Here is a 26,642-nt window from a genome sequence, read left to right as displayed (position 1 = left end):
CCGGGGTTGGTCTCGTCCTTAATGCGGAGCTTTAGGATGCCGTAGGCGGCTGGGAAAGTGGTGCGATCTCATGCCTACCGAAAGTCCCGCGTCCTGACTCGAATGCCCTCGAGCGACAGGTCCGGAATGTAGATGTCCCGGGCCTTGGGTGTCCGGGCGTCCGGCTTACTGCCCCGATAGACCTCGTCGCCCCGCCCATGCGGCAACCGGAACTCGCCCCTCCGGCCCAGCGACGCCAAGAGGTCCGAGCCGTCGTGCAGCCGCTCGGCGACGATGTGCACCACCTCGCCTTCGCGCTGCACCCTGCCGTCGACCACCAGCAGGCTGGCGCCCAGCACCACCCGCCGCTGCTGCTCGTAGAGGCTCGGCCAGATCACTAGATTGGCCACACCGGTCTCGTCCTCGATGGTGATGAACATCACCCCCTTGGCCGATCCCGGCTTCTGACGGACCAGAACGAGGCCGGCGACCCGGGTCAGGCGGCGGTCGCGCATGGCCGTCCCGTCGGCGCAGGTCATCACATGCCGGACCTGGAGTTCGTCGCGCAGGAAGGCCAGCGGGTGGTCCCGCAGCGTCACGCCCACATGGGTGTAGTCCTCCACCACCTCCTGACCGGCGGGCATGGCCGGCAGGGCAGCATCAGGCTCATCCACCTCCGGCACGAGTTCGCCGGCCTCCGCCGAGGCCGCCGCGAACAGCGGCAGGGGATCGTCGCGGAGCGCCTTGATCGACCACAGGGCGTCGCGGCGGGACAGGCGGAGCCCCTCCAGAAAGGCGTCGGCCTCGGCCAGTCGCGTCAGGGCCCCGACGGGCGTCATGGCCCGTCGCCACAGATCGTCGATGCCGGCGAAGGGCCGATCCCCGCGGTTCGTCACCAGCCGGGCCGCGTCCCCGTTGGCCAGGCCCCGCACCATGCGCAGTCCCAGCCGCACCGCGAACCGGTCCTCCCGCTCCGTGGGCTCCAGGGTGCAGTCCCAGCGACTGGCATTGACGCAGACCGGCCGCACCTCGACCCCGTGCTCGCGGGCGTCCCGCACGATCTGGGCCGGCGCGTAGAACCCCATCGGCTGGGCGTTGAGCAGGGCGGCGCAGAAGACATCGGGATGCCAGCACTTGAGCCAGGAGGAGGCGTAGGCGATCAGGGCGAACGACGCCGCATGGCTTTCCGGGAAGCCGTAGGATCCGAAGCCTTCCAGCTGGCTGAAGGTCTTCTCCGCGAACTCGGCCGTATAGCCCCGCTCGACCATCCCTCCGACCAGCTTGTCCTTGAAGTGGCTGACCCCGCCGGTGAATTTGAAGGTCGCCATGGCGCGGCGCAGCTGATCGGCTTCCGACGCGGTGAATCCGGCGCATTCGATCGCCACCCGCATCGCCTGCTCCTGGAACAGGGGCACGCCGAGCGTCTTGCCCAGAACCTCCTCCAGTTCCGGCTTGGGAAAGACGACCGGCTCCTTCCCCTCGCGGCGCCGCAGGTAAGGATGGACCATGTCGCCCTGAATGGGGCCCGGTCGCACGATGGCGACCTCGATCACCAGGTCATAGAAGGTGCGCGGCTTGATGCGCGGCAGCATGGCCATCTGCGCGCGGCTTTCGATCTGGAAGACCCCGAGCGTGTCGGCCTTGCGGATCATGGCGTAGGTCTTGGGATCCTCGGCCGGGATGGAGGCCAGGTCCAGATCCATGCCCTTGTGATCGCGCAACAGGTCGAGACCGCGCCGCATGCAGCTGAGCATGCCCAGCGCCAGGACATCGACCTTCATGAACTTCAAGGCGTCGATGTCGTCCTTGTCCCATTCGATCACCTGACGATCCTTCATCGCCGCCGGCTCGATGGGCACGAGATCGTCCAGCCGGTCGTCGGTCAGGACGAACCCGCCGGGATGCTGGGACAGGTGGCGCGGAAACCCGATCAGCTGTCGTGACAGGTCCAGCGCCAACCTCAGACGCCGGTCCTCCAGATTGAGGTTCAGCTCCTCGGCGTGCCGATCCTCGACCCCCTCCGACGAATAGCTCCAGACCTGGGACGAGAGGGTCTTGATCAGGTCTTCGGTCAGGCCCAGCGCCTTGCCGACATCGCGCAGGGCGCCGCGCGAGCGGTAGCGGATGACGGTGGCGCACAGGGCGGACCGGTCCCGCCCATAGGTGTCATAGATCCACTGGATCACCTCCTCGCGGCGCTCGTGCTCGAAGTCGACGTCGATGTCCGGCGGCTCCTTGCGCTCCTGACTGACGAAGCGTTCGAACAGGAGGTCGTTGCGCCCCGGATCGATGGAGGTGACGCCCAGCACGAAGCAGACCGCCGAGTTGGCGGCCGACCCTCGCCCCTGACACAGGATGTCCCGGCTGCGGGCGAAGCGGACGATGGAGTGAACGGTCAGGAAGTAGGGCGCATAGCCCAGGGTCTCGATCAGTCCGAGCTCGTGTTTCAGCGCCGCCCGCACCTTGTCAGGCAAGCCTTCCGGATACCGGTCCGCCGCCCCCGCCCAGGTCAGGGCCTCCAGCGCCTCCTGCGGGGTCTGTCCCGCCGCCGCCTCGCGCGGATACTGGTAGGCCAGCTCGTCCAGGCTGAAGCGGCAGAGATCGGCGATCTCGACCGTGCGCGCTAGGGCCTCCGGATAGCGCGCGAACAGTCGGTGCATCTCGCCCACCGGCTTCAGGTGCCGGTCGGCCGTCCGGCTCCGGCGAAAGCCCACGTCGTCGATGGTGCAGCCTTCCCGGATACAGGTGACGACATCCTGCAGGATCCTGCGGTCGGGATGGTGGAACAGAACGTCGTTGGTCACCACCGTCCGCACCGCCGCGGCCCTCGCGGCTTCGCAGAGCTGATGCAGTCTCATCTGGTCGCGCGGCCGCCGATGCAGGGTCAGGGCCAGATGGGCGTCGTCGCCGAAGACTTCGACCAGATGCACCAGGTTCCGACGCGCCGCCGTCAGGCCGTCGGGGACCAGCACGGCGATCCATCCTTCGCCCCAAGTCTCCAGGTCGTCCCACCCGAGCCGGCATCCGCCCTTGCCCGCCCGCCGCTTGCCCACCGTCAGCAGGCGACAGAGCCGGGCGTAGCCCGCCCGGTCCCGGGGATAGACGAGAATCTCCGCCCCATCCTCCAGCACGAGACGGCAGCCCACGATCAGCCGAACCCCGGTCGCCCGCGCTGCCTCGTGCGCCCGGACGATGCCCGCCAGACTGTTCCGGTCCGTCACCGCCAGCGCGTCGAGCCCACAGGCGGCCGCCTGGGCAAACAGCTCCTCGCAAGAACTCGCCCCTCTCAGGAACGAGAAGTGGGACGCGCATTGGAGTTCGACGTACGACATGGGCCCAACGGGAGGTTTGTTCCCGTTATGTTCACATTCTTCGACGCCAGGAAAGCGAGATCACTTTCTTATTCAGGGGGCGGTGGCGTGTGACCGAGGGCGATGGCCTTCTTTCGCTGGGCAGGACTAAGCGCTGCCCAGAACCTGTGCACGCGTCCAGTGGGCATCGACTGTAAATCGTCGATGTGCTGCTGACGTTTGAGCTCGACCTTGAAGAAGCTGGGCTGGTGGTCGATCCCATTGGTCTTCAGACGCCAGAAGACCACGTTTGCGTATTTCGGCGTCAATGTCCCGTGCCGCTTGTAGTATTCCAACGCGCCTTCAAGGATCGCGTTGTTCTCCGCAGCAGCCAGCTTCTCGAGCGCGGCGATGCAGGCCTTGAGCTGCATCTCATTGGTCAGTTCGGTCAGTCGCCGCTTGGCCTCCTGTGGCGTCAGTCGGCGTCCTTCCTGGACGATGGCGACGTCGAACTTCAGAATGCAGTGTGACCCGACCCAAAGGGTCTCGTCGGTCCGCTCGTTGCCGATCTCGAAGTGGTAGCGGAGCCCTTCCTGACCGCAGAGGCGACAGGTCTCGACCGGCGCGCCGTGGTCCTCGGTCCGCTCGGTGAACCGCCATTCGCGGAACGCCGCAGGCAGGGTTTTGGCGATGGACAGGGGCAGGATGCTGTCGCGCACCCGGCTGGTGTAATGCTCCACGTCCCTCGCTCCCTTCCGGCCCGATCGATAATCTAGACGTGCAACGCAGACCGACGCTATCCCAACTGTCGAGGCTGCCGGGATTAAAAAGTCTTCGTTCCAGCCAGCTATTGGCGTTCTTGCAGGAATCCGTACAACTAACCGCTGTCCGGCGAAGCGGAACGCCGTTGAAGTTAGGGTCGGGGTTGGCGGCGATAAACAACACGGCGGCGCCGCAGGCGGCCGGCTACATCCTTCAACTCGAAAGGGCGCTTCACCATCTGGCCCATGCCGGTGTGGGGGCCGTGATCGCCGTGGAACATCTGGACGACGTGGTCGTCCTCAAGGATGGTAAGGCCGTCGTTCAGGAACAGGACAAGAGCACGGCGACGCCCAGCGCCCGATTGCTCTCTGACCGCAGCAAGGCGATCTGGCGCACGCTGGAAATCTGGTTGCTCCAGCAGGAGACGCCTGAGGCGATCGCCTGCGAGCGATATCTCTTCTTCGTCAATCGGCCTGTGGAGACGGCCATTTCCACCCTCTTGAAGAAGCGCAAGCTTGGCGAGGCGAGCGCGGCGCAGGTGTTGGTCGCCCTGCGAGCCGAAGGCACGGCGCCGTCCAAGAAAACGACCAAGGTCACACAGGCGCAGGCCTTGATCGACCGGGTGCTACAACGCTCCGACGACGAACTGCTCGACCTGATCGGACGCATCGAGATCGTCGAGGCCGGCGACCCGGCAGAGGATCGCGCCGCCATGGCGAACGGCCTCGGTTTGAGCCCCAGGGCGAATGCGGAGGACATTCTGGACGGCCTGCTCGGATGGCTGACGCGGCTGGTGCGTGAGGAATGGAATGCCGGGCGTCCCGGAATGGTGTCGCGTGCCGCGATTCTACTCCAGAAGGATGCCCTCCAGGCTCGCCAGGCGCGGAGCCGCCTTCTTCCGAGGGCGGCCTCGGATGTACGGGTGTCCGACGCCGATCGTGCCGGCGCCTTGTCGCGGACGTTTGTCGAGCACCTCGGCCGGATCGAAGCCCAGGATGAGGATGTTGTCGACGCCGTCGATCATTTCCTGAAGTTCAATGCCGAAAAGCACCGGCTCGTCATCGAGGGCGAGGTCGCCGACGGGGAATGGCGCGATCGGGGTGACCGCCTGCGCACCCGATGGCAGAATTTGATGCGGCGCCGAACCCGGGAGATGAAGCCCAAGCCGCCGACGGAGATCGGACAAGCCGTGCTCGCCGACGCCACTTATGATCACCAGGAACCGCTGGATGGTCAGCCCTGCGGCGAGCTCTACATGACGTCCGGCCACTACCACCGCCTGGCAGACGAGAATCAGGTCTGGTGGGACCCTAACTATTCCCCGGAGCCCTCCGGTGAAGATTGATCACGAGGAACTGCTGGCCAGAAACCCGGCTCTGATGGCCAGCGCCTTCTGGCATGTCGCCCAGCGCCACGCCGGCAAAGCCCATGGCGCGCCGCCGATCCTGCCCATCTTTGTGGTCAGCGCCGCCCTGCTTCTTCACCGCGCGACGGTGGACAAGGTCCACGGCATGAATTTCGACAGCGGGTTCCTCAAAGCCGTCGTGGAGCGGCCCGACTTGCTCGCCGGCCTGCAACGCCGTGTGGAGGCGCATGCCGACACCGCGCTCAAGGCGCTGCAGGTGGGTGTCGCCTCGGGCCTTCTGATCCGCGAAGGCGGAGAAGGCTTTCCTCGCTTCAGGGCGATGAGCGGCGCCGATCTTCCGCAAGCTATCCGGGATCTCGACCCCCCGGTCTCTCACGTCCTGAGCGCCGCCAAGCGGCTCGGGACCTGGTTCGCCATGGACGGCTTTGAAGCCGCCCAGCGACAGCTGAACATCGAGTTCTGACCCATGAAGCTCTTCATCCGCGAAATCATCATCTGGCCGGAAGACGTTCGCTTCGAACCCCGGACGCTGACCTTCGACCCGGGCGCGGTGTCGGTGGTGACCGGATGGAGCGGCACTGGCAAATCCTCGATCGTCAACATCATCGACTATGTGCTCGGGTCGGGCTCCTGCTCGATCGCTGTCGGTGTGATCCGCAACGCGGTTTCTTGGTTCGGACTAACCATCGAAACCGACGCCGGCCTTATGAGGATCGCCCGCCCTAAGCCGGCGGCGCGTCAGGTGTCCGAGGAGATATGGCTGCAACAGGGGCCTGAGGTGGAGCAGCCCCTGCCCATGCGCCCGGCGGCGAACTCCAACGTCGCGCGTCTTAAAGCGCTGCTCGACATCTATTCCGGCCTGTCCAATCTGGCGCTCGATCCGGAGAAGGACAAAGGCTTCGGCGGGCGGGCGAGTTTCCGCGATCTGGCGGCCTTCAACCTTCTGCCACAACATGTCGTGGCCAATCCCTACACGCTCTTCTTCAAGGCGGACTCTTCGGAGCATCGCGAGACCTTGCGCCACGTGCTGCCTCTCGCTTTGGGGATCGTGACCAACGAAGACTTGGTGAGACTCCATCGCCTTCGGCTGCTGCGTGACGAATTACGCAAGGTCGAGACAGAGCTGCGGACCCGGCGCAACGCCATCGACAACTGGAGCGCAAACGCACGCGGCGCCTTCTTCCGCGCCCAGGAGCTCAGTCTCGTGCCGCCCGGAGAGCCGCCCGGAGACCTGCGCGGGCTGCTCTCGGTGCTCGCCGAGGTGGTCGCCGCCGGCGGTCAATCTGTCGCCGCTCCTGGCCGGGTCACGGCTGCGGTGACCCGGCTGGACGACATTCGTCGTCAGGAGCAGGCGCTCGACCAGAAGATCGGCGCCGAACGGCGTCGCCTACGCAAGCTGCGCAGCCTTTCCCGAGCGGTGGTCGACTATGCCGATGTGCTGGCTGAGCAGTCGGCGAGCGTGAAAGGTGTCGGCTGGTTCAAGGCTCATGTCGCGGGAGAGTCCTGCGTTCTGTGTGGATCGGACACCGAAGCGGCGAAAGACGCCCTGGAGGAACTGAACGACCCGATCGCTGAGCTGCAGAGCCTCTCGACTGGCGCGACGACCGCTCGGCCTATGGTTGATCGTGACCTTATCGCTGTTCAGGGCTCCCTGCTTCAGGCGGAAAACGATCTTCAGGCCCTGCAACGCACCCGACGCGAGTTCGAGGCGCAGGTCGATAAGGAACGCGGCCAGTCGCAGAGCCTGGAGAACATCTTCAGATTTATCGGATCGACCGAACAGGCCTTGCGCATGCTCGGGGATATCCAGGGTGACGAGGGTCTGGAGGCCCAGGTCGCCAAACTTCGCGGCGACATCCGGGATATCGAGCGGCAAGGCAACGACGAAGAACGCCGCCGCCGCGCTTCGGACGTCCATGCCCGTATCTCAAGCTACATCGTCCGCTTCATCGAGCATCTCGGGATCGAAGGCGCCGAAGGCCGGCCCATGCTCGATGAGCGCGAGCTGAATCTCCGGTTCGAACGCGAGGGCGCCAAGGGCGCGGATTTTCTCTGGGAAATCGGCAGCGGCGAGAACTGGATGGCCTACCATCTCGCCGCCCTGCTCGCGCTTCACGGGGTCTTCCTCAATCGTCTCCAGAACAATCCGGTGCCGACCTTCCTCGTCATAGATCAGCCGAGCCAGGTCTATTTCCCGAGCGACACCTTCGAACAGATCGTCACCGGCGAAGCCGATCTTGACGAGCCTGGAGAGTCGATTGGCGCCGCTCGTGGGCGCAAAGGTCGGCTCGGCGATCTGGAGAGTACGCGCAAGATTTTCGCGAGCCTCGCTCGCGCGCACGGGTCGTTCAACTCCCGCCTGCAGATCATCGTGCTGGATCATGCGGACCATCATGCATGGGGCGACATCGAGGGCGTCAAAGAGGTGGCCAACTGGCGCGGCGAGGCCGATTTCCTCATCCCCTCGCACTGGTTGGCCGACGAGGCCGCTCCCGACGCGCCCAACGAGGTGACCCCGGATTGACGCGACAATCGATCACCCGAACAGTCCATGGATAAACCAGGCTTGCGACCCCGTCCGACCATCTTCGCCGTCGCCAGCCCGGAACAACCAGAACCGCCGCCCCACCTCATCCTCAACCTGGAAGTAGTCACGAACGGCCCAGACCTCGGCGTCCCGCCGTCGCCATTCTCCGAATATCCTTTCAGGGCCGTCCGCGCGGACTACCCGACGCCGTACGCCTCGCCATGTGAAGTGGGTCGGGGGATTGTCGGGCAGCAGGGCCATGGTCTCGACGGGCTCGGGCCGCTTCAACAGGCGTGCGGGACGCGGCCAATCCGGCGTCCAGTCCAGAACCGGAGCGACAGAAAGGGGCGGCGCCTTGCCGACGGAGCGCTCGGGCACGTCGCTCTCGACCGGGACCAGTCGATACAGGCGCTGGGCGCCGATGCGGTTGGACAGCATATCGACGAGATCCGACAGGTCTGGCCCCTCGGTCTCGCCCAAGGCGCTCTTGCCCCACCGCCAATCGAGGGGTTCGGCCTGGACTGCGGACAGGGTCATGCGCTCGATGCCGAACCCCGGATCGATCTTTTCGATCCGGTCGGTCAGCAGGCGCGACAGCCGGGCCGCATCCCGGGTCGGTCGGGCCAGGCCCACCCTCTGCGCCTCGACCCGGTTGTCGACACGGACGCACAACCAGTCCAGCCGTCTGGCTCCCAGGCTCAGGATCTCCAACGCCGCGCACAGTTCCGAGGCGAGCGCCGTGACATGGCGCTCGAGGGTCTCCGGCGCGCCGATCGGCTCCCCGAACACCCGCGACACCGTCGGGATCTCCGGCGCCTCGACCGGGACGAGCGGCTCGTCCACACGCCCGTAGGCCTGGTCGATGCGACGGCCGAGGTCATGACCGAACCGGAGCGTGAGAGGCGCGCGAGGCCGATGTGCGACGTCGGCGATCCGGTCGAAGCCCATCCGGTGCAGATGCGCGATCAACGCCTCCGGAAGCCGCAGCGCCGCCAGCGGCAATCCTGCGATGGCGGCGTCGACGGCGTCGGGCGCGATCATACGGTGCGCGCGTCGGAAGCGGACCACGGCATGGGCGGAGCCATAGGTCGGACCGATCGCGGCGTCGGCTTCAATGCCTTCCTCCTTCAGGCGTAGGATCATGTCCGCCAGCATGGCGGCCTCCCCGCCCTGAAGGTGGGCGGCCCCGGTGGCGTCGATGGCGAGGCCATCCGGCGGATCGGGCTGGCAGACGGGGGCGTACCGGCGCATGGCCCAGACGGCGAGACGACCGAGCGCGGCCTCGTCGCCCGCCGGATCCGCCACCCGAACGTCGAGGCCGGGGATGAGGGCCTGAGCCTGGGTCGCCGCCATGCCGACGCGTGCGCCCTGGGCCAGCGCCGCCGTGTTGGCGGCGAGCACGATCCGACGGCGCCCGGACCGACCCGCGAGGATCAGGGGAAGCTCAGGCGGCGGCGCGACGTCCGCCAGTCCGCGTCGCAGACGATCGACGGACCAGTTCGGCAGGTAGAGCGAGACGACCCGTCTCATCACAGGCTTCCAAGGTGAAATCCGCGGCCTCGGCGCCGCGACAACGGATGAGTTCGACGAACCAGCGCGCCCGCCCCACGCCGGGCACGGGCAAGGGCGAGGAGGGGGCCGGGCTGATGCGCCAGCGCGTGGCGGAGGCGGTGTGCTGACCGAAGTCGGCGGCTTCCGAAGCCCGTCGCCATCGGCGCACCGCCAGACCCAGGCCGCCCGAGTCTTCGGCGGCCAGTTGCAGCCGTCGGGACGCGACGAGACTGAGGCGGGCGGTCTCGGCCACGACGGCGGCCAGACCGGGATGACGAAGGCCTTCCTCGAAACAGGCGAGAAGGGAAGGCTCGTCCCCGGCCTCGACATAGATCACCCGGTCCGGCCCCAGACCGGCCTGACGCAGGGCCGGTGCGAAGAGGTCGGGGCGGGTTACGCACCACAACACCTGGCCGGGCCGCCGGGCGGCGATGCCTGCGGCGAACAGGGCGGCTGCGGCGCCGTCCACGGCCTCCTCGCCGCCGCCTGCGATCTCATGAACGGCGCCCAGTGAAAGACCGCCGCTGGGGAGATGGCGATCGAGATCTTTCACGCCGAAGGGCAACACCCCGGTGGTGTTCCGGCCGCCCTGTTCAAGGGCGCGGATCCGATCGCGCAGGATGTCGAGCCCGGCAGGCAGGCGGGCGCGCATGAGAAGCCTCCTGTTCCCAAGGCTGATGAATGTTCCTGTAATGTTCTGGTTCTGTATGATGCGAAGAGTCAACCTTCGCTCATCTCTTATCCCCTTCGCCGGACGACCTGTGGACCGCGCGCCAGGACGGCCAGGGACGGTCGCCGCTGGCTTTTTCAGCGAAGTCGGCGATCAATGGGGCGGTAGACGGAGGTCCGCATGTGCAACGAGTATCAGCTCATCCTGCCGTTCGACGAGGTGATCGAGACCTTCAACCGAACCGGCGACCGTCTCGTCTTTCCCGGCGGCATGCCCAACTTCGGACCCATGGCCTCGATCCGTATCGGCGACCGGGCGCCCATCATCACGCGAGGCCCCGATGGCTCGCAGCTGATCGTGTCGCCCTGGGCCTGGAAGTCGCCACAGGGAAGACCCGTGTTCAACTTCCGATCCGACGGTCGATCCTTCGACGGCGTCACCCGCTGCCTGATCCCCACCGACGGCTTCTTCGAGTTCACCGATGCCGAGCCGGGTCAGAAGCGCAAGACCAAGTGGCGGTTCACCATGGCCGACGCGCCGATCTTCTGGGTCGCCGGCCTGGTTCGAGACGGCGCCTTCGCCATGCTGACCACCGAGCCGGGACCGGACATCGCCCCCTACCACGACCGCCAGATCGTCCTGCTGAGACCCGATGCGGCCCTCGATTGGCTGGACCTGCGCAAACCCGAGGCCGAGCTGCTGCGCCCCCTGCCGGAAGGCAGCCTGTCTGTCGAGAAGGTCTTCCCGGAAGCGGCATGAGTTCGGCAAATCGTCACCGACCCAGATCCTGACCCAGATGCTTGCCGCTGAGGACCTGGGCGAAGCCGCGCGCATCGAGCGAAAGCGTGACCGCTTTTCCCACGGTTGGCGGGGTCTCGCCGACACCCAGCCGCCCATAGTGTTCGGAGCCGTCAGCGGCGCGCACCACCACATAGGCGGAGCCGCCCAGTTCGTCGTGGAAGCCGGTCTTCACGACCTTGCCCTGGACCGGCGCCTTGCCCAGCTGTTCCGCCGACCGCGCGCCGTCAAGACGCCGTTGGTTGAGGGTGCGAATGACGTCCTTCGAGAGCTGCAGCCTCCGAAGTCGGGCTTCCATATCCGGGGCCAGCCGGAAGCGCCGCCCTGTTCGTTCGGCGAGGCCCAGGGTCTCCAGATGGCGCAACCGTCCCCGGGTCAGCGCCGTCCAGGCGTCAGTGCCCCCGATCCCGTCATCGACACAGCCGTTGTTGTCCGCAGCTGCCAGGAGACGGCGGTCGAAGGCGGTGAACCGGTCGGCCTCGGTCTCACGCCAGACCCGCCGTTCGGCGTCCTGACGGCTGAGGTCGCCGAGCCGCTCCTGGGCCACTTCCTGGGCCCGGGCGCGAAAGCCGTAGCCGATGTAGTCGCGCGGAATCACGAGGTCCCGGCCGTCGCTTCTCCGGCCGCGCACAAGCACATGGGCGTGCGGCTGGTCGGTGTCGAAATGGCAGACGGCGATCCAGTTCAGACCCGGTTCTCCAAGGTCGTCGGCGACCCTCGACATGACCTCCCTGGCGAAGCCCTGGAGGTCCGAAATCCGATCGCCGTGCTCGGGTGAAATGATGAAGCGAAAATGGTGCCTGTCCTTCGCCCAGCACTCCGTGGCGCCGGTCGGATCGACCCTCTCACGCACCGGTCCGAAAAAGGCCGCGCGCTCGCCGTCCTCGCCCGCGCCCATGCGGCCGAGATAGGCGATATGGGCGGCGAGCGCCGCGCCCCGGGCGAACCCCTTGCCCATGTGCCGGGACACCAGCGCCTTGACCGTGACGCGCTGCCGGACGTCGAGACGGAAGGGACGACCCGAGCGGTTCTGGGCCGCGCGCAGACACCCGGCGCGGTCCCCGTAGGCGAACAGGCGCGAGGCCGCGAGCCTCTGGAACATGGCGATCCGGACGCTGGTCTTGTCCGACTTCAACCTCTGCGGAAGGCGCACTTTCAAGGTCGAGACGTCATCCTTTGACGCTTGGGCGAGGCGTACCTCAATGGCGGTTCGGACCTGCATGATCGGGGCTCCGGCCTGTCGTCGTCGCGGAATCAGGCGTCAACTCAGCGCAAGTCGACGTCGGTCTCCGCAATCCTCGCAAGTGTCTGCCCGGGCTCAGGAAAACAGAAGGCCAAAACCCCTCTTTTATCTTGCCCTAAGCCCTCAATCTGACGATTTCCAACCAGCCTCTCCAACAGTGAACACAGCCGATCAAACCTCGGCAAGACCCAGGCGACCCCGGCGTTCAGACCGCTTCGGGTCCGCCGGATGACAAGAAAAATCCCGCCCGGCCGAAGCCGAGCGGGTCATTGATCCAGATCGTGATGTCTCAGGCGGCCCGGGCCTTGATGGGCACGTGCCGCAGCCCGTTCTCCATCGCCTTCTGGCCGAGGTTGAGCGCCGGTCCGAACGGCCGCTGATCCTCCCGCACCCCGGCCAGCGAATGGACCAGGGTCAGGCAGACCTCCGGCTCCAGCGCGATCAACTCGTCGTTCGCCCGGAAGGGAGCCGCCTTTCCGTTCCTGTCGAAATCCGCCCGGGCGAGGATCAGCTTCACCCCCTTCTGCTGGGCCCATTTGATCGCCAGCTTCTCGGAGCCTTTCGCCCCGGTCGTCGCCAGAGCCATGTCCGGCCACTCCCCCTTAGCCCAGTTGAGGGCGTCGAAGATCCGCCCGGCGTCCTCGGCCGTGTCCGCCATCGGCGCGCCCCGGAAGGCGACGACCGGACCGCCCGGATCGGCCTCTCCGGACCGACGATTCCGGATCGCCCGGATCGCCTGTTTCGCCTCCAGCTGCGCCGCCGTCAGATGGGTGCCGCGCCGTGATCCCCGCCAGGCGGTCCAGACCTCCCCGGTCGCGATCGTCCAGGTTTCGGAGGCCGCATCCCGGATCAGTTCGCAGGCCTGCGTCGCCGCATCTCCGGATCTCGCTTTCGCCGTTGCGTCCTGAAGTTCGACATCGGCCGCTTCCGATCCGTCGAAATCCCGATCCAGGGCGCGCATCGCGTCACGGGCGCGGTCGGCGTCCCGTTCAATCCGTCCCGCGGCCGAGTGGAAGGCGCCGATAAGCGCTTCGCCGAGGATCGTCTGATAGTCCTCCAGAGCGGTGTCGGAGATCACGTCCACGAGCTCGGTCATGAGCGCGCGCCCCAGCTGGATCAGGGCGTCCTCGGTGGGGTGCGGACGCGCATCCCCCAAGGACGCGGTCAGGTCGTCGAAGGCGGAGTCGGTCTTCGAAGAGGCGGAGAAGGCGGTGTTGAAGTGGGTCATCGAACCATTCCTTTGAAAAGAGACTGTCGAAGCGCCCCATGCGCAACGACCCCGGCTTTGGCCACGGCGGGGTCCTCGGCAGTCACCGGAGCGGAGGGCCGCTTGCCCTCCGTGGAGGGGAACGGCGCAGCCGTTGACTTCCGGGGTGCCGTGACAAAGTCGGAGGGCGTTGTGTGGGGGCAAGTCGTCGTCGCCCTTCGCGACGACGACTCCATTCGGCGCCGTCGCGCCGATACGGACGAGAAGGCGTCGATCTTCTCGTCCCTCGACGCCGGCGGGCCGGCGGCGCATCCCCAGGCGAGCGAGCCGTCCTCAAGGCGCCACGCCCGCGAGGCGCATAAGGCCCTCCACCGACAGCGGTGTGGGCCGATAGGCGATCGCTGCATGGGCGGCGCAGAAGGCGCCGCGTTCAGACGGACGACCGCAGAGGCTGAAGGCGGCGTCGCCCGGTTCGCCATACGGCCAACGGCAATCCATCCGCCTCACCGACAGAATGGTCGCAACGCCATCGGGCGGCGGCTCGGGCGCCACGTGATGCGCCGCCTCGCGACGAGTCCGGGCGCCTGTGCGCCCCTCCGAGAGGCCGAGGCGAGCGACCTTGCCGAGGACGGCGTTGCGGGTGAGGCCGCCGCCGAGTTCCAGGGCGATGGTCTCGGCGCTCCGCCCTTCGGGCCACAGGCGCTTCAGCAGATTGATACGGGCTTGGGTCCATGCGGACATGGCGGTCTCCTTCGGCGAGCCCCGATGGCTCGTCCGACCGCGCCCTTCCTCCGGCCTTTCCGTCGCCAGCACGAAGAAGGGCCCGAGGCGCAGCGCGCCCGGGCCCTTCAAATCTCCCCTTCGGATCAGAACGGGATGTCGTCGTTGAGATCGTAGCCGCCGCCCGCCTCGACGCCGCGATCGGCGACGCCGGAGCGGTCTTCGGACGGTTCGCCGACGACGCGCCGGTTCTTCAACCGGATGTCGCTGACGACGAGGCGAAGGTCGTAGTGCTCCACCCCGTCCTTGCCGGTCCAGGTGTCGTTTTCGACATGGCCCTGGATCACGACGCGGCTGCCCTTTCGGGCATAGGGCTGGATGTAGTTTTCAGCCGTCGCCTCGTTGAAGCAGATACAGTTGAAGCCGGTGGTCCGCTCGCCGGGTTCACCGTTGGCGCGCCGGAAGCGGGTGGTTTCCACCACGCGGAAGCTCGCGCGCTTCTTGCCGGAGCCTTGCGCCGACAGGATGGAAGGGTCTGCGGCCAGGTAGCCTTCGAGGGTCAGGGTTTGCATGGTCAGTCTCCTTGAAATCAGGATGAGCGGTTGAGGATCAGGCGGCGGCGCGGTCGTCCGCCGCGTCTGCGCTCGCATCGGCCTGGCGGTCTTCCGCCCAGTCGAGGACGGTGAGCCGATTGATCACCAGCTCCTTGGCCGTCCGCTCCGACCCGTCGCGGGCGGTGTAGGCGGTGTCGATGAAGGCGCCGATCACGACGGCCTCGCACCCTTGCGCCAGCCCGCGCGCGATGACCTTCTCGTTGAGGCCCTTCGACCAGCTGACGCAGTTGACGCCGACCAGCCGGGCCTTGCCGGCATTGTCGGTCCCGCGCTGTTCGAGCAGGCGGAAGACCGCCTTGCCGAAGTCGTCGCTGATCTGGGGGTCGGCCGCGAGGCGGCCCGTGAACACCATGGTCTGCATATCAGTCTCCTGTTGATGCGAAGCCGCCGGGGAGCCGATCTCCCCAATCCCGCTTCGCCCGAGACCTCCCTTCCTCCTCAGCTCCCGGCCGGGCGCTTTCGCCCCGGGCGTGACCGCCTGGACTGTCGCTATCGATCCGCTTTCGCGCGATGCTGGGGCATGTGCGTTCTCACCCTCGCCTGGGATATCCACCCGGACTGGCCGCTCGTGGCGGCCGGCAACCGCGACGAAGAGTACGCTCGACTTTCGGAACCACTGGTGCTCCGCCGGGTCGTTCACCTGACCGATACGGCCAAGGTTGTTTGGAGTGACGGAACGCGAAGGGCCGTCGTCATGCGTGGAGACCGTCACAGTGCGCATGGTTTCCAAGCGCCTCAATCACTCGGCAGTCGGAAATCCGCCCACCTGAGCAACTCGCCGCCTGAATACGGGTGAGTTCGGCGTGCAGCGCCTGAAGCCCGGCGATGCGAGTCTCAACCGCCGCAAGCTGGCGTTCGGCGATCCGGTTGACCTCCGTGCAGGGCTGGTCGGGTTCGTCGGACAGCGCCAGCAGGGCGCGGATGTCGTCGATCTCGAACCCCAGCTGCCGCGCGTGGCGAATGAAGGCGAGCCGCCGCGTCGCAGCGCCGTCGTAAAGGCGTCGGTCGCTCGCGGTGCGGGGCGGCTCCTCCAGCAGTCCGATCTTCTCGTAGAACCGGATCGTCGGAACCTTCACGCCGGTCTCGGCCGAAAGGCGCCCGATCGTCCGGAGCGGGGGAGGGGATGGGTCTCTGGCCATGCTCGAAATATAGGGCTTGATCCTCTAGTGGCTAGAGGATGCATGAAGGGTGCATGACGACGCCCGCTCCGACAGAATCCTGCGCCCCGGCCCGAGGCTGCTGCGGCCATCAGGTCCGGTTCGACGGGGCCTCGCCCGCCTATCGGCGCGTGCTGATGGCCGTCATCGCCCTTAATCTGGGTGGGTTCTTCGCGGTCGCCGCGGGCGGTCTCATGCAGGGATCGGCGGCTCTCGCCGCCAATGCGATGGACTTCCTGGCCGACAGCGCCACCTACGCCGTCAGCCTCTGGGCCATCGGCAAGTCCGTGCGGGTGCGGTCCGGTGCCGCAGTCTTCAAAAGCGCAAGCCTCCTCGTCATGGCCGTGAGCATTCTCGGCTACGCCGTCTGGAGAGCGGTCACGGGGCAGCCGCCCGAAGGCGTCGTCATCACCGGTCTGGGACTGGTCGGCTTCGCCGCGAATCTAATCGCCGCCCTGCTGCTCGTGCGTTTCCGTGACGGTGACGCCAACGTGCGCTCCGTCTGGCTTTGCACACGGAACGATCTGATCCACAGCCTGGGCGTCGCCGCGGCCGGCGGGCTGGTCTGGCTGACTGGATCCCGGTGGCCGGACTTGCTGGCGGGCCTTCTGCTGGGCGGCGTCTTCCTCCAGTCCGCCATTTCGATCTTGGTGCAGGCTAGGGCGGAGAGCCGCGCAGCCCACGCCGCTGTTCGGACTTTGTAACGCATTGCCTAACTTCGAGAACGAAAGTATGCAGCGCGCGATGACCTGGTCGATGACGACATGGGCGAAGCTGATCGTGGCGATGACTCTTGTCTTCGCCGCCTTCTTCTTTGCGCCCGCCGTCGACGCCGCGACCTGTCTGCCGGAACCGCCTGCGGCTCACGCGGTCGTCGATCATGATCAAAGCGAGGGCGACCACAGCGGCAAGAGCGGCGGTCACGGGATCTGCTCGCACGGCCACTGCCACCACACCTCAACGGCGCGCGGTCCTGCCGTGGACGCCTTTGCTCCGTCGTTCGGCGAGCCTCCTCTGCAAAGCGGCCGACAGGATGACTTCCGGGCGTCCATCACGCCTGACGGCCTGAAGCGTCCTCCCAGAGTCTGACCGAAGACCTGCGCCTTAGCGCGCCTCTTCGTCCTCAGAAACTCTGGAAATGAATCATGTCTCCCACATCTCGCAGGCGGCCGCGTTACGCGGTCGGCTGCGCCCTCGCTGCGATCGCGGCGACCCTGGCCAGTCCCGTATGGGCTGACCCAGCTCCGACCTATGCCCAACTCCTCGCTCAACTCGGGAATGCGCCTGCGACCCTTGAGGCGGGCGCCAACTACGACGCAGCGGAAGCCCGTGTCCGTCAGGCACGGGTGCGTCCCAACCCTGTCCTCGGCTTCGATGTCGAGAACGCCTATGGCTCAGGCCCCTATTCGGGTCTGAACAACGCGGACATGACCCTGGCGATCAGTCAGGATCTCGAGCTGTGGGGACGTCGTTCGACGCGCATCGCCGCCGCTCGCGCCGAGGCCGGCGCAGTGGGCCTTCAACGAGACCTTGCGGTCATCGACGCCGCAGGCCGCCTGGCCCTGATCTATGCCGAAGCGGAGGCCGCGCAGAGGCGAGCCACGCTCGCGGAAGAAACCCTCACGCTGACCGTCGCGGATGCCCGCGCGGCCCTGACCCTCGTGGAGGAAGGTCGCGAACCTCTCCTCCGCGGCATTCAGGGGGAGGCCGAGGCTGCCTCGGCGCGCGCGACGCGGGATGAAGCTGTCGCGGAACGCGACGCGGCCTATGCCCGTCTCACGGCTGTCGCCATGATCCCGGTTCCGGTCACGCAGATCGAAGACAGCCTTCTCGACGAGGCGCCGACGACGATCGGATCCGTGATCGAGGATGCGCCGACGGTCCGCGTCGCCGAAGCCCAACGGTCCGCCGCCGAACGACGCATCGATGTTCAACGGGTTCAGGCCCGCCCCGACATCAACGCCAGTATCGGCATCCGCCGCTTCGAGGCGGAAGATGCGACGGCGCTGACTTTCGGCGTCAGCATGCCGCTGCCGTTGTTCGACCGGAACCGGGGAAACATCGAAGCGGCGCAAGCCGAGTTTCGCGCTGCCGACGCCCGGCTGATGAGTGCGCGGCAGGAAGCCCAGGCGGACCGCGCTGCCGCGGTCGCTCGCCTTTCGGCCTCGGTCAGTCGCGTCAACGCTGCTGACGGCGGCGTCACCGCCGCAGAGGAAGCCTATCGCCTGTCCCGCATCGGCTTTGAGTCCGGCCGCATTTCCCAGGTCGAACTGCGGGTGACCCGCACCGCCCTCGTCAACGCCCGGTCTGCAGCGGTCGACGCGCGTCTCGCGCGCGTCCGAGCCGAGATCGATCTCGCGCGCCTTGATGGCCGCGCCCCCTTCGAAGGAGCCCAGTGATGCGCAAGCGCACATCGAACAAGACCCTGCTGATCGGCGGCGTCGCCGCCCTGGTCATTCTCGGAGGCGGCGGCCTCTGGTTGGCCACCCGGTCCTCCGAACCCGCCGCGCCGGCTGCCGCCGAAGGCGAAGCCGGCCATGCCGAGGAAGAGGGGGGACACGCCGAGGGGGAGGCCGCCGGGGCAGAGACCGAAGGTCGGATTGAACTCACCACAGCAGAGATCCAGGCAGCGGGCATCACGGTCGTCGGCGTCGGCGGCGGAGGAGGAGGGGAGACCCGGCTCGCCGGCCGCGTAGAGCCGATGGTCGATTCTCGCGCTGCCGTGGGCGCTGCCGTCGGAGGTCGCGTCGAGCGCGTTCTCGTCGCGCCGGGTCAGTCGGTCCGCGCCGGTCAGCCGCTTGTGAGCCTTGTCAGCGGCGAGGCGGCGACCTTCCGCGCGGACGCCGACGCGGCCGGGGCATCCGCTGAAGCGGCGCGCCAGGCCTATGAGCGAAATCGCAGTCTGGCGGATCAGGGCATCGTCGCGCGGCAGGAGGTCGAAGCGTCACGCGCCCAGTTCCTGAGCGCCGAGGCGGCGACCCGCGCCGCTCGCGCCCGCTCGGCGGCCGCTGGCTCTCCGAACGCTTCGGGCAGGCTCAGCGTGACCAGTCCGATCTCGGGCGTGGTCAGCAGCGTCCAGGTCGGTCCGGGCGGGTTCGTCGCCCAGGGCGGCGTGGTGGCGGAAGTCAGCAATCCTGCTCGTGTCGAGATGGTCTTCAACGCACCGCCTGCCCTTGCGGCCAATGTGCGTGCCGGTGCGCCAATGCGCGTGACCGGGCCGAACGGCGAGTTCGACGCCGTCGTCACCGGCGTCGCCGCCGACGCCGGTCTCAGCGAAAGCGGCGCGACCGTGATCCGGGCCCGACCCTCTGGCGCGTCTCTGCCGCCAGCCGGTTCGGCCGTCACTGGCGCCATCGTGACCGGCGAGGCGACTGGCGGGATGACCGTGCCCACCGAGGCGGTCCAGACCGTCGATGGAAACACCGTGGTCTTCGTGCAGGTCGAGGGCGGCTTCCAAGCCGTGCAAGTGCTCGCAGGCCGCCAGGCCGCGGGCCGCACCGAGATCCTGCGCGGGCTCACCGGATCTGAACGCGTGGCGTCCGCCAACGCCTTCCTGCTCAAGGCCGAAATGGCCAAGGGCGAAGCCGAGCACGGGCACTAGGGGGCGTCATGTTCAAAGCACTTATCGAAGCCTCGGTCCGCTTCCGATGGTTCGTGGTCCTGGCGACGGCGATCGTCGCCGCCTTCGGCCTCTACAACCTGACGCAGCTACCCATCGACGCCGTGCCGGACATCACCAACCGGCAGGTTCAGATCAACACCATCGCGCCAGCGCTCGCGCCCGAGCAGATGGAACGTCAGGTCACCTATCCGCTCGAAACCGCGATGGCGGGTATTCCTGGCATCCAGACCACGCGGTCGCTGAGCCGAAACGGCTTCAGCCAGGTCACGGTCATCTTCTCCGACAACACGGACATCTACTTCGCCCGCCAGCAGGTGGCCGAACGGATGGCCCAGGCGCGCGAACGGTTGCCCGAAGGCGTGGAGCCGGCGCTTGCGCCCATCACCACGGGACTGGGCGAGGTGCTGATGTGGACGGTCGACTTCAAGCCGTTCAACAGCGCCAACCTCGCCAAACCGGGTGAGCCCGGCTGGCAGGCGGGCGGCGCCTATCTGACGCCCGAAGGCGAACTCCTGACCACGCCCCAGGCCCGCGCAACCTATCTCCGCACGGTTCAGGACTGGATCATCGCCCCGCGCATGCGGACCGCGAAGGGACTGGCCGGCGTTGATGTGAACGGCGGCTATGTGAAGGAGTATGCGGTCCGACCCGACGCCGCGCGTCTGGCGGGTTACGGTCTGAGCCTGAACGATCTCGTCGTCGCGCTGGAACGGGCTAACACCCAGGCTGGCGCTGGCTATGTCCAGCGGTCCGGCGAAGCCTTGACCGTGCGGACCGACGCCTTGGCGCAGACCATCCCGGATCTCGCCCAGGCCCCCGTCGTCAACCGCAACGGACTGGTCGTCCGGGTCGCCGACGTCGCCACCGTCGAGATTGGCCAGGCGCCGCGTCTCGGCGGCGCCAGCCGCGACGGCCACGAGGCCGTGGTTGGTACGGCGCTGATGCTGGCCGGCGGCAACAGCCGGACGGTGGCCCAAGCCGCAGCCGAACGTCTCGAGGAGGTTTCCGCGAGCCTGCCGCCGAGCGTTGTCGCCGAACCGGTCCTGAACCGCAGCTCGCTGGTCAACAAGACCATCTCAACCGTCGCCAAGAACCTGATCGAAGGCGCTCTGCTGGTGATCGTGGTGCTGTTCCTGCTGCTCGGCAACATCCGTGCGGCCTCGATCACCGCCCTGATGATCCCGATCAGCTTCCTGTTCGCGGTCATCGGCATGAACCGCTTTGGCATCAGCGGAAACCTGATGAGCCTCGGCGCGCTGGACTTCGGCCTTCTGGTCGACGGCGCGGTCGTGGTGGTCGAGAATACCCTGCTGATGCTCAGCCAGCGGCGGGCCGAAGCCGGTCGAATGCTGACACGCCGGGAGCGGCTCGAGGTTGCTGGAGCCGCGGCGCGTCAGATGGTCAAACCGGCTGCTTTTGGCCAGCTGATCATCCTCCTGGTCTTCACGCCGCTGCTGATGCTTGAGGGCGTGGAGGGCAAGACCTTCATCCCCATGGGCGCAACGGTGATGCTGGCCCTCGTCGGCGCCTTCATCTTCTCCTTCACCTTCGTGCCGGCGATGACGGCCCTGCTGGTCCGGGATCCGAAGAAGGTCGAGGTCGATGAGCACGGCCACGCCCACGAGCACGAGACCTTCATCCTCCGATACGCGCGGCGCTGGATCGAACCGGCGATCCGCGCCGCCGTCGACCGGCCCAAAGTCGTCCTGGCGTCCGCGCTCGGCGCCCTCGTCATTGGCGGCATCGCCTTCAGTTCTTTGGGGCGGGAGTTCATTCCGACCCTGGATGAAGGCGATATCGCCATGCAGGCGTTGCGCGTGCCGTCCGCCTCGCTGGAACAATCGCTGGCGATGCAGATGGCCCTCGAACGCGTCATCAAGGCCCAGCCCGAGGTGAAGACTGTCTTCGCCCGGACCGGGACGGCGGAGGCGGCGGTGGACCCGATGCCGCCGAACATTTCGGACGCGGTCATCGTCCTGAAAGACCGCAAGGAGTGGCCCGATCCGAACCTTCCGAAAGAGGAGCTGATCGAACGGTTCGAAGAGCTCGCCGCCGGACAACTCGGCAACAGCTTCGAGTTCAGCCAGCCCATCGAGCTGCGCTTCAACGAGCTGATCTCGGGGGTTCGGACCGACCTCGCCGTGATGGTCTATGGCGACGACTTCACCCAGCTGCAGGCCACTGCGGACCGGGTCGCCGCCGCCCTGCGCGCAACGCCCGGATCTGCCGACGTTCGCGTCGAACAGGCGTCCGGGCTGCCCACCCTGACCGTCAGCGTGGATCGTTTCGCGGCCGCCAACTACGGCTTGTCGGCCGCCGATGTCTCCGAGGCGGTTTCGGCCGCGGTCGGCGGCGCCGAGGCCGGGCAAATCTTCGAAGGCGATCGTCGCTTCAGCGTCGTCGTCCGTCTCGCGGATGATGCACGGAATGATCCGGCGGCCCTTGCGGCTCTGCCGGTAACGACCGCCACAGGCGTGACCGTGCCGCTCTCCTCCGTCGCCCGGATTCAGGTCGCGGAAGGACAGAACCAGATCAGCCGCAATGACGGCAGCCGGCGGATGGTGGTGCAGGCCAACGTTCGCGGGCGCGACCTGGGCGGCTTCGTCACCGAGGCCCAGGCCAAGGTGGAGGCCGACGTCGATCTTCCGACCGGCTACTCCCTGACCTGGGGTGGCCAGTTCGAGAACCTGAAGCGGGCCGAACAGCGTCTGGGGCTGGTCATTCCGATCGTCTTCATCCTGATCGGGGTCTTGCTTTTCATGGCTCTGGGATCCTTCGCCGAGGCGGGCCTGGTGTTCGCGTGCGTTCCGTTGGCTCTGGTCGGCGGCGCCCTGGCGCTTGTCCTCAGGGGGATGCCGTTCTCGGTTTCCGCAGCGGTCGGCTTCATCGCCGTGTCCGGCGTCGCGACCTTGAACGGTCTCGTGCTGATGCAGGCCATTCGGGAGCGTCTCACGGGCGGAGCGGCGCCGCGTCTTGCCGCCATCGAAGGCGCGACAAGCCGGCTTCGCGCCGTCCTGACGACGGCTCTCGTCGCCATCCTCGGGTTTATCCCGATGGCATTCGCTCACGGCGCCGGCGCCGAAGTGCAGAAGCCGCTGGCCACCGTGGTCATCGGAGGCCTGCTCACGGCCACCGCGCTGACGCTCCTTGTCCTTCCGACCTTCGCGGCCAAGGCCGTGAAACACCGGAAGGCGGAAGGGATCGAGGAATGAGCGGGGCCCACGAAACAGAGCAGGTCCAGCGCCGCACCCTCCTGGTGGTGCTGTTCCTGAACGCTCTGCTGTTCGTGGGCCTGGGAGTCGGCGGCCTCGCCGCCGACTCCAGCGCTCTGCTCGCGAACGCCGTCGACAACGGCTCCGACGCGGCCGTCTATCTGATCAGCTTCCTCGCCGTCGGGCGCGCGCTGATCTGGAAGACGCGGGCGGCTCAGGTCTCCGGCGTGATGCTGCTGATCTTCTCGGTCCTCGTCCTGCTCGACGCCCTGCGCCGGACGCTGACGGGAACCGAGCCGGTCGGACCGACCATGATGGTGCTCGCTGTCGTAGCGGCGGTTATCAATCTGATCTGCCTGCTGTTGATCCGTCGTCAGCAGAGCAGCGACGTCAACATGAAGGCGGCCGAGACATTCAGCCTGAACGATTTCGCCTCGAACGGCGGCATCCTCGTCGCAGGCGGCCTGGTGATGTGGTTGGACCAGTCGTGGCCCGACCTGCTGGTGGGGGTGCTGGTCGCCGCCATAGCCGCCAAGGGCGGCTTCGACATTCTACGCGATGCGCGCCTTGCGCGACGCGACGCGGAGAGCTCGGTGACATGAGCCCGCCGTTGATCGACATCGCCTCCGTCCAGCGCTGGCGCAAACTCTTCATCGCCGCCGGGTTGTTCGCCCTGCTGGCCTGGACCGCTCTCGTGAAGGCCCAGCCACAGCTCGAGCATCCCGTCGAACATCTCGGGCTGATCGCCATCATGGTTTGCGTCTTGGGGCGCGCCTGGTGCTCGCTCTACATCGGCGGCCGAAAGAAGCAGGAGATCGTCACCAGCGGGCCTTATTCGCTGTGTCGAAACCCGCTTTATGTTTTCAGCTTCATCGGCGCATTCGGGATCGGCGCACAGACGGGCAGCCTGACCGTCGGCGCCACCTTCGCCGTCGCCTGCTGGATCGTGTTCCGCATCGTCGCGAGCCGAGAGGAAAGCTTCCTGACGTCGGCCTTCGGCGACACCTACCGCAGCTACGTCGTGCGCACCCCCCGCTTCGTTCCGAACCTGCGCCTCTGGCGTGATGAGGCGGAACTGTCCGTCCGGCCGGCCTTCTTCCTCCGGACTGTCCGCGACGGCCTTGTCTTCCTTCTGGCGTTGCCCGTGTTCGAGGGACTGGAGCACCTCCAGAACCTCGGCTGGCTCGACGCTCTCATCGCCCTACCGTGAGGTCGAGATGAACCGCAAGCGACTGGTCATCCTCCTGAGTGCGGCTTTGGCGATCGCCGCCTTCGTCGCTGGAGCCGTCGCCCAGCGCGCCGGGATGTTCGTGCCTGACCGCTCGATCCCTACCCGTGATGTCTCCTGAGGAGCCCGATCATGCCCAAGACCCTCCGCCTCAACATTCCCGTCCTCCTGCCTCATGCGCCCGATGTGCAGGACGGCTGCGTTGGACGGCTGATCGCGCTGTTGCGGGCCGAACCCGGCGTCTCTGAGGCGCATGTCGCCGAAGGCGAGGGAGGCCCAGAGCTTTGCATCCATTACGACCCCGACCAGCTGTCGCTGGCTCAGGTCCGTCGCCGTGCGCGTCAGGCCGGAGCCGAGGTCAGTGAGCGTTTCGGGCATCTCGTCGGGCGAGTGGAGGGTGTCCGCCACGCCCGGCACGCCCGCACGCTCGCGGCCGCGCTCGGCGAAGAAGCCGGCGTGATCGAGGCGGTGCTGGATCCGGCTGGCGCTCTGCGCCTGGAGTTCGACCGGCAGATCACGAACCGTGAGACGCTTGTCGATCGCCTTGCGAGCCACGGCCTCGCACTGGTCGGAGCGACGGAGGACGCTGCTTCAGCCACTGCAAAGCGCCCTGATGCGCAGCCGACTGCGCCATCCGATGACGAGGCCAGTCATACGCCCGATGACGGTCACGGCCATGGCCACTTCGATGGCGATGGCCATGACCACGGACATTCCGAAGGCGACGGGCACGACCATGGTCATGGCGGCTTCCTCGGACCCAACACGGAGCTCATTTTCGCGGTCGGCAGCGGTGTCGCGCTCACGATTGGTTGGCTGATCGAGAAATTCATTCCGGGCGTGCCGGGATGGCTGCCCTTCGGCCTTTTCCTGATCGCCTATGCCTTGGGCGGCTGGTTCACGGTCGGCGAGGCTGTCGGGAATCTGCGGCGCAAGCGTTTCGAGATCGACACCCTGATGCTGGTGGCCGCAGCCGGCGCCGCGGCGCTCGGAGCCTGGGCGGAAGGGGCGCTGCTACTGTTCCTGTTCAGCCTCGGGCACGCCCTCGAACACTTCGCGATGGGTCGCGCCAAGAAGGCGATCGAGGCTCTGGCCGCCTTGGCCCCGCGCACCGCTCATGTGCGGCGAGGAGAGGCCGTCGTCGAACTTCCGGTCGAAGAGCTGGAAGTCGGCGACCTCGTCGTCGTCCGGCCGAACGAGCGTCTCCCGGCCGACGGCTTCGTCGTGAAGGGAACATCCAGCGTGAACCAGGCTCCCGTGACAGGGGAGAGCATTCCGGTGGACAAGCAGCCTGTCCTGAACCCCGAGGAGGCCCGCGCCAAGCCGGCGAATGTCTCGGCGGCGTCGGTGGTCTTCGCCGGCACCATTAACGGCGGCGGCGCCATCGAGATCGAAACGACGCGTCGATCCAACGACACCACCTTGGCCAAGGTCGTCCGGATGGTGAGTGAGGCCGAGACCCAAAAGTCGCCGACCCAGCGCTTCACCGATCGCTTCGAGCGCGTCTTCGTGCCCCTCGTGCTCGGTCTGGCCTTCGTCCTCCTGTTTGCATGGGTTGTCGTCGACGAGCCGTTCCGCGACAGCTTCTATCGGGCGATGGCCGTGCTGGTGGCCGCCAGTCCGTGCGCTCTCGCGATCGCCACGCCGAGCGCGGTGTTGTCCGGGGTCGCCCGGGCGGCCCGCGCCGGGGTTCTCGTCAAGGGTGGCGCGCCGCTCGAAAACCTGGGAGCGCTCGACGCCATCGCGTTTGACAAGACCGGGACGCTGACCGAGGGGCGGCCGCGGATCACCGATGTCGTTCCGTTCGGCCAGACGACAGAGAGCGAGCTCCTGGAGATTGCTGTCGCGGTCGAACGGCTCAGCGATCACCCCTTGGCGGAAGCGATCGTCCGCGACGGAAGCCAGCGGTTGGTCGCCGCCCCCGTTCGAACCGCAACGGATTTGCGTAGCCTGACTGGCAAGGGCGTCACGGCACGCCTGGACGACCAGGATGTTTGGATCGGCAAACCGGAGATGTTCGGTTCGGACGCCATCGCTCCGCTCGCACCGGACACCGAGATCGCCGTCGCGGGCCTTCGAAACCAGGGACGGACGCTCATGGTGGTTCGCCGCGGGACAAAGGATCTCGGGGTCATCGGCCTTCTCGACACGCCTCGGGCCAAGGCGCGCGAGACCCTTACCGCGCTCCGCGCGCTCGGCATTCGCCGCATGATCATGATCTCGGGCGACCACCAGAAGGCGGCCCAGGCGGTGGCCGGTCAGGTCGGGCTGACCGAGGCGTGGGGCGACCTGATGCCGGAGGACAAGGTCGACGCCATCAAGAAACTCCGGGCGGAGACCAAGGTCGCCATGGTCGGCGATGGCGTCAACGATGCTCCGGCGATGGCCACCGCGACGGTCGGCGTCGCCATGGGTGCGGCGGGATCGGACGTCGCCCTGGAGACCGCCGACGTAGCCTTGATGGCGGATGATTTGTCGAAGTTGCCCTTCACCGTGGGTCTCAGCCGTCAAACCCGCCGCATCATCCGCCAGAACCTGTTCGTCAGCCTCGGGGTCGTGGCGTTCCTCGTCCCGGCGACGATCCTCGGTCTCGGCATCGGCCCTGCCGTCGCCCTCCACGAGGGTTCCACCCTGCTGGTCGTCTTCAACGCGCTTCGCCTTCTGGCGTGGCGCGGTCCGCGCGGCGTCGAATGACC

24 protein-coding genes are annotated in these 26,642 nt (G+C 67.1%); 14 read left to right on the top strand and 10 right to left on the bottom strand.

The features are described 5' to 3' along the window. Positions 1-74 precede the first annotated feature (74 nt). Positions 75-3,311, bottom strand: coding sequence for an error-prone DNA polymerase (locus tag ACZ5M6_RS01820; protein WP_054764215.1), 3,237 nt, complete (start codon positions 3,309-3,311; stop codon positions 75-77). 68 nt (positions 3,312-3,379) lie between these two features. Continuing rightward, the gene (locus ACZ5M6_RS01815; protein WP_035307865.1) at positions 3,380-4,009 is read right to left on the bottom strand and encodes a hypothetical protein; all 630 of its coding nucleotides are present in this window, start codon (positions 4,007-4,009) and stop codon (positions 3,380-3,382) included. Between the two features lie 185 nt (positions 4,010-4,194). Between ACZ5M6_RS01815 and ACZ5M6_RS01810 the strand changes: the two genes are divergently transcribed. The 3 genes from ACZ5M6_RS01810 to ACZ5M6_RS01800 are packed head-to-tail and all read left to right on the top strand — an operon-like array spanning position 4,195 to position 7,921. Beyond that, the gene (locus tag ACZ5M6_RS01810; protein WP_035307863.1) at positions 4,195-5,376 is read left to right on the top strand and encodes an ABC-three component system protein; all 1,182 of its coding nucleotides are present in this window, start codon (positions 4,195-4,197) and stop codon (positions 5,374-5,376) included. After that, positions 5,366-5,860, top strand: a complete 495-nt coding sequence (locus ACZ5M6_RS01805) for a three component ABC system middle component (protein ID WP_035307862.1) — start codon at positions 5,366-5,368, stop codon at positions 5,858-5,860. Before ACZ5M6_RS01810 ends, ACZ5M6_RS01805 begins: the two co-directional genes overlap by 11 nt. A gap of 3 nt (positions 5,861-5,863) precedes the next feature. Further along, complete coding sequence (locus ACZ5M6_RS01800) at positions 5,864-7,921, top strand: DUF3732 domain-containing protein (protein ID WP_035307860.1); 2,058 nt, start codon at positions 5,864-5,866, stop codon at positions 7,919-7,921. Between the two features lie 12 nt (positions 7,922-7,933). Here ACZ5M6_RS01800 and ACZ5M6_RS01795 read toward each other — a convergent pair whose 3' ends face one another. Further along, positions 7,934-9,454: a Y-family DNA polymerase gene (locus ACZ5M6_RS01795; protein ID WP_054764214.1), complete on the bottom strand. Its 1,521-nt coding sequence runs from the start codon at positions 9,452-9,454 to the stop codon at positions 7,934-7,936. Further along, complete coding sequence (locus tag ACZ5M6_RS01790; protein WP_035307855.1) at positions 9,369-10,127, bottom strand: ImuA family protein; 759 nt, start codon at positions 10,125-10,127, stop codon at positions 9,369-9,371. The genes ACZ5M6_RS01795 and ACZ5M6_RS01790 overlap by 86 nt, the downstream gene beginning before the upstream one ends. 198 nt (positions 10,128-10,325) lie before the next feature. Here ACZ5M6_RS01790 and ACZ5M6_RS01785 point away from each other — a divergent pair, with 198 nt between their 5' ends. Continuing rightward, a complete protein-coding gene (locus tag ACZ5M6_RS01785) occupies positions 10,326-10,904 on the top strand; it encodes an SOS response-associated peptidase family protein (RefSeq protein ID WP_035307852.1) in 579 nt (192 codons plus the stop codon). Positions 10,905-10,917: 13 nt separating this feature from the next. Here the strand turns inward: ACZ5M6_RS01785 and ACZ5M6_RS01780 are convergent, their stop codons facing one another. The 5 genes from ACZ5M6_RS01780 to ACZ5M6_RS01760 all read right to left on the bottom strand — a co-directional run bounded on the left by ACZ5M6_RS01780 (position 10,918) and on the right by ACZ5M6_RS01760 (position 15,088). Beyond that, a complete protein-coding gene (locus ACZ5M6_RS01780; RefSeq protein ID WP_224764257.1) occupies positions 10,918-12,096 on the bottom strand; it encodes a DUF3363 domain-containing protein in 1,179 nt (392 codons plus the stop codon). Between the two features lie 379 nt (positions 12,097-12,475). Then, on the bottom strand, positions 12,476-13,414 hold the full coding sequence (locus ACZ5M6_RS01775) for a DUF2493 domain-containing protein (protein WP_035307847.1): 939 nt from the start codon (positions 13,412-13,414) through the stop codon (positions 12,476-12,478). Between the two features lie 312 nt (positions 13,415-13,726). Beyond that, entirely contained in the window at positions 13,727-14,134 is a 408-nt protein-coding gene (locus tag ACZ5M6_RS01770; RefSeq protein WP_066555132.1) for a GcrA family cell cycle regulator, read from the bottom strand. A 125-nt stretch (positions 14,135-14,259) separates the two neighbouring features. Next, complete coding sequence (locus ACZ5M6_RS01765; RefSeq protein WP_035307844.1) at positions 14,260-14,685, bottom strand: single-stranded DNA-binding protein; 426 nt, start codon at positions 14,683-14,685, stop codon at positions 14,260-14,262. Between the two features lie 37 nt (positions 14,686-14,722). Beyond that, positions 14,723-15,088, bottom strand: a complete 366-nt coding sequence (locus ACZ5M6_RS01760; protein ID WP_035307841.1) for a single-stranded DNA-binding protein — start codon at positions 15,086-15,088, stop codon at positions 14,723-14,725. 15 nt (positions 15,089-15,103) lie between these two features. On the opposite strand from ACZ5M6_RS01760, the gene ACZ5M6_RS01755 reads away from it, so the two are divergent. After that, the gene (locus ACZ5M6_RS01755) at positions 15,104-15,523 is read left to right on the top strand and encodes an NRDE family protein (protein ID WP_368664386.1); all 420 of its coding nucleotides are present in this window, start codon (positions 15,104-15,106) and stop codon (positions 15,521-15,523) included. Here ACZ5M6_RS01755 and ACZ5M6_RS01750 read toward each other — a convergent pair. Next, entirely contained in the window at positions 15,420-15,866 is a 447-nt protein-coding gene (locus ACZ5M6_RS01750; RefSeq protein WP_035307839.1) for a MerR family transcriptional regulator, read from the bottom strand. The two genes, ACZ5M6_RS01755 and ACZ5M6_RS01750, sit on opposite strands and share 104 nt — an antisense overlap. 53 nt (positions 15,867-15,919) lie before the next feature. Here ACZ5M6_RS01750 and ACZ5M6_RS01745 point away from each other — a divergent pair, with 53 nt between their 5' ends. The 9 genes from ACZ5M6_RS01745 to ACZ5M6_RS01705 are packed head-to-tail and all read left to right on the top strand — an operon-like array spanning position 15,920 to position 26,640. Further along, a complete protein-coding gene (locus ACZ5M6_RS01745; RefSeq protein WP_054764212.1) occupies positions 15,920-16,588 on the top strand; it encodes a cation efflux transmembrane domain-containing protein in 669 nt (222 codons plus the stop codon). 28 nt (positions 16,589-16,616) lie between these two features. Next, positions 16,617-16,973, top strand: coding sequence for a hypothetical protein (locus tag ACZ5M6_RS01740; RefSeq protein ID WP_197019742.1), 357 nt, complete (start codon positions 16,617-16,619; stop codon positions 16,971-16,973). Positions 16,974-17,029: 56 nt separating this feature from the next. Beyond that, positions 17,030-18,283 carry a TolC family protein gene (locus ACZ5M6_RS01735; RefSeq protein ID WP_035307836.1) on the top strand — a complete coding sequence of 418 codons (1,254 nt, stop codon included), beginning with the start codon at positions 17,030-17,032 and terminating at the stop codon, positions 18,281-18,283. Then, positions 18,283-19,485, top strand: coding sequence for an efflux RND transporter periplasmic adaptor subunit (locus tag ACZ5M6_RS01730; RefSeq protein ID WP_035307835.1), 1,203 nt, complete (start codon positions 18,283-18,285; stop codon positions 19,483-19,485). The genes ACZ5M6_RS01735 and ACZ5M6_RS01730 overlap by 1 nt, the downstream gene beginning before the upstream one ends. Before the next feature lie 8 nt (positions 19,486-19,493). Beyond that, a complete protein-coding gene (locus ACZ5M6_RS01725; RefSeq protein ID WP_464159428.1) occupies positions 19,494-22,718 on the top strand; it encodes an efflux RND transporter permease subunit in 3,225 nt (1,074 codons plus the stop codon). Further along, on the top strand, positions 22,715-23,320 hold the full coding sequence (locus ACZ5M6_RS01720) for a cation efflux transmembrane domain-containing protein (protein WP_035307831.1): 606 nt from the start codon (positions 22,715-22,717) through the stop codon (positions 23,318-23,320). Before ACZ5M6_RS01725 ends, ACZ5M6_RS01720 begins: the two co-directional genes overlap by 4 nt. 8 nt (positions 23,321-23,328) lie before the next feature. After that, entirely contained in the window at positions 23,329-23,928 is a 600-nt protein-coding gene (locus ACZ5M6_RS01715) for a methyltransferase family protein (RefSeq protein WP_224764254.1), read from the top strand. 7 nt (positions 23,929-23,935) lie between these two features. After that, on the top strand, positions 23,936-24,067 hold the full coding sequence (locus ACZ5M6_RS01710) for a hypothetical protein (protein ID WP_255347087.1): 132 nt from the start codon (positions 23,936-23,938) through the stop codon (positions 24,065-24,067). An 11-nt stretch (positions 24,068-24,078) separates the two neighbouring features. Next, a complete protein-coding gene (locus ACZ5M6_RS01705; protein WP_035307827.1) occupies positions 24,079-26,640 on the top strand; it encodes a heavy metal translocating P-type ATPase in 2,562 nt (853 codons plus the stop codon). Positions 26,641-26,642 lie beyond the last annotated feature (2 nt).

This window comes from Brevundimonas sp. Br13, from assembly GCF_055391505.1.
Note: the sequence above shows the minus strand (reverse complement) of the source record. Positions and strands in the feature narration are given on the sequence as shown.

Bases quoted from the DNA above. Each gene is read 5' to 3' on its own strand.
- ACZ5M6_RS01820 (WP_054764215.1), bottom strand. From the start codon at position 3,311: ATGTCGTACGTCGAACTCCAATGCGCGTCCCACTTCTCGTTCCTGAGA.
- ACZ5M6_RS01800 (WP_035307860.1), top strand. From the start codon at position 5,864: ATGAAGCTCTTCATCCGCGAAATCATCATCTGGCCGGAAGACGTTCGC.
- ACZ5M6_RS01795 (WP_054764214.1), bottom strand. From the start codon at position 9,454: ATGAGACGGGTCGTCTCGCTCTACCTGCCGAACTGGTCCGTCGATCGT.
- ACZ5M6_RS01790 (WP_035307855.1), bottom strand. From the start codon at position 10,127: ATGCGCGCCCGCCTGCCTGCCGGGCTCGACATCCTGCGCGATCGGATC.
- ACZ5M6_RS01785 (WP_035307852.1), top strand. From the start codon at position 10,326: ATGTGCAACGAGTATCAGCTCATCCTGCCGTTCGACGAGGTGATCGAG.
- ACZ5M6_RS01775 (WP_035307847.1), bottom strand. From the start codon at position 13,414: ATGACCCACTTCAACACCGCCTTCTCCGCCTCTTCGAAGACCGACTCC.
- ACZ5M6_RS01770 (WP_066555132.1), bottom strand. From the start codon at position 14,134: ATGTCCGCATGGACCCAAGCCCGTATCAATCTGCTGAAGCGCCTGTGG.
- ACZ5M6_RS01765 (WP_035307844.1), bottom strand. From the start codon at position 14,685: ATGCAAACCCTGACCCTCGAAGGCTACCTGGCCGCAGACCCTTCCATC.
- ACZ5M6_RS01760 (WP_035307841.1), bottom strand. From the start codon at position 15,088: ATGCAGACCATGGTGTTCACGGGCCGCCTCGCGGCCGACCCCCAGATC.
- ACZ5M6_RS01755 (WP_368664386.1), top strand. From the start codon at position 15,104: ATGCGAAGCCGCCGGGGAGCCGATCTCCCCAATCCCGCTTCGCCCGAG.
- ACZ5M6_RS01750 (WP_035307839.1), bottom strand. From the start codon at position 15,866: ATGGCCAGAGACCCATCCCCTCCCCCGCTCCGGACGATCGGGCGCCTT.
- ACZ5M6_RS01745 (WP_054764212.1), top strand. From the start codon at position 15,920: ATGACGACGCCCGCTCCGACAGAATCCTGCGCCCCGGCCCGAGGCTGC.
- ACZ5M6_RS01740 (WP_197019742.1), top strand. From the start codon at position 16,617: ATGCAGCGCGCGATGACCTGGTCGATGACGACATGGGCGAAGCTGATC.
- ACZ5M6_RS01735 (WP_035307836.1), top strand. From the start codon at position 17,030: ATGTCTCCCACATCTCGCAGGCGGCCGCGTTACGCGGTCGGCTGCGCC.
- ACZ5M6_RS01730 (WP_035307835.1), top strand. From the start codon at position 18,283: ATGCGCAAGCGCACATCGAACAAGACCCTGCTGATCGGCGGCGTCGCC.
- ACZ5M6_RS01725 (WP_464159428.1), top strand. From the start codon at position 19,494: ATGTTCAAAGCACTTATCGAAGCCTCGGTCCGCTTCCGATGGTTCGTG.
- ACZ5M6_RS01720 (WP_035307831.1), top strand. From the start codon at position 22,715: ATGAGCGGGGCCCACGAAACAGAGCAGGTCCAGCGCCGCACCCTCCTG.
- ACZ5M6_RS01710 (WP_255347087.1), top strand. From the start codon at position 23,936: ATGAACCGCAAGCGACTGGTCATCCTCCTGAGTGCGGCTTTGGCGATC.
- ACZ5M6_RS01705 (WP_035307827.1), top strand. From the start codon at position 24,079: ATGCCCAAGACCCTCCGCCTCAACATTCCCGTCCTCCTGCCTCATGCG.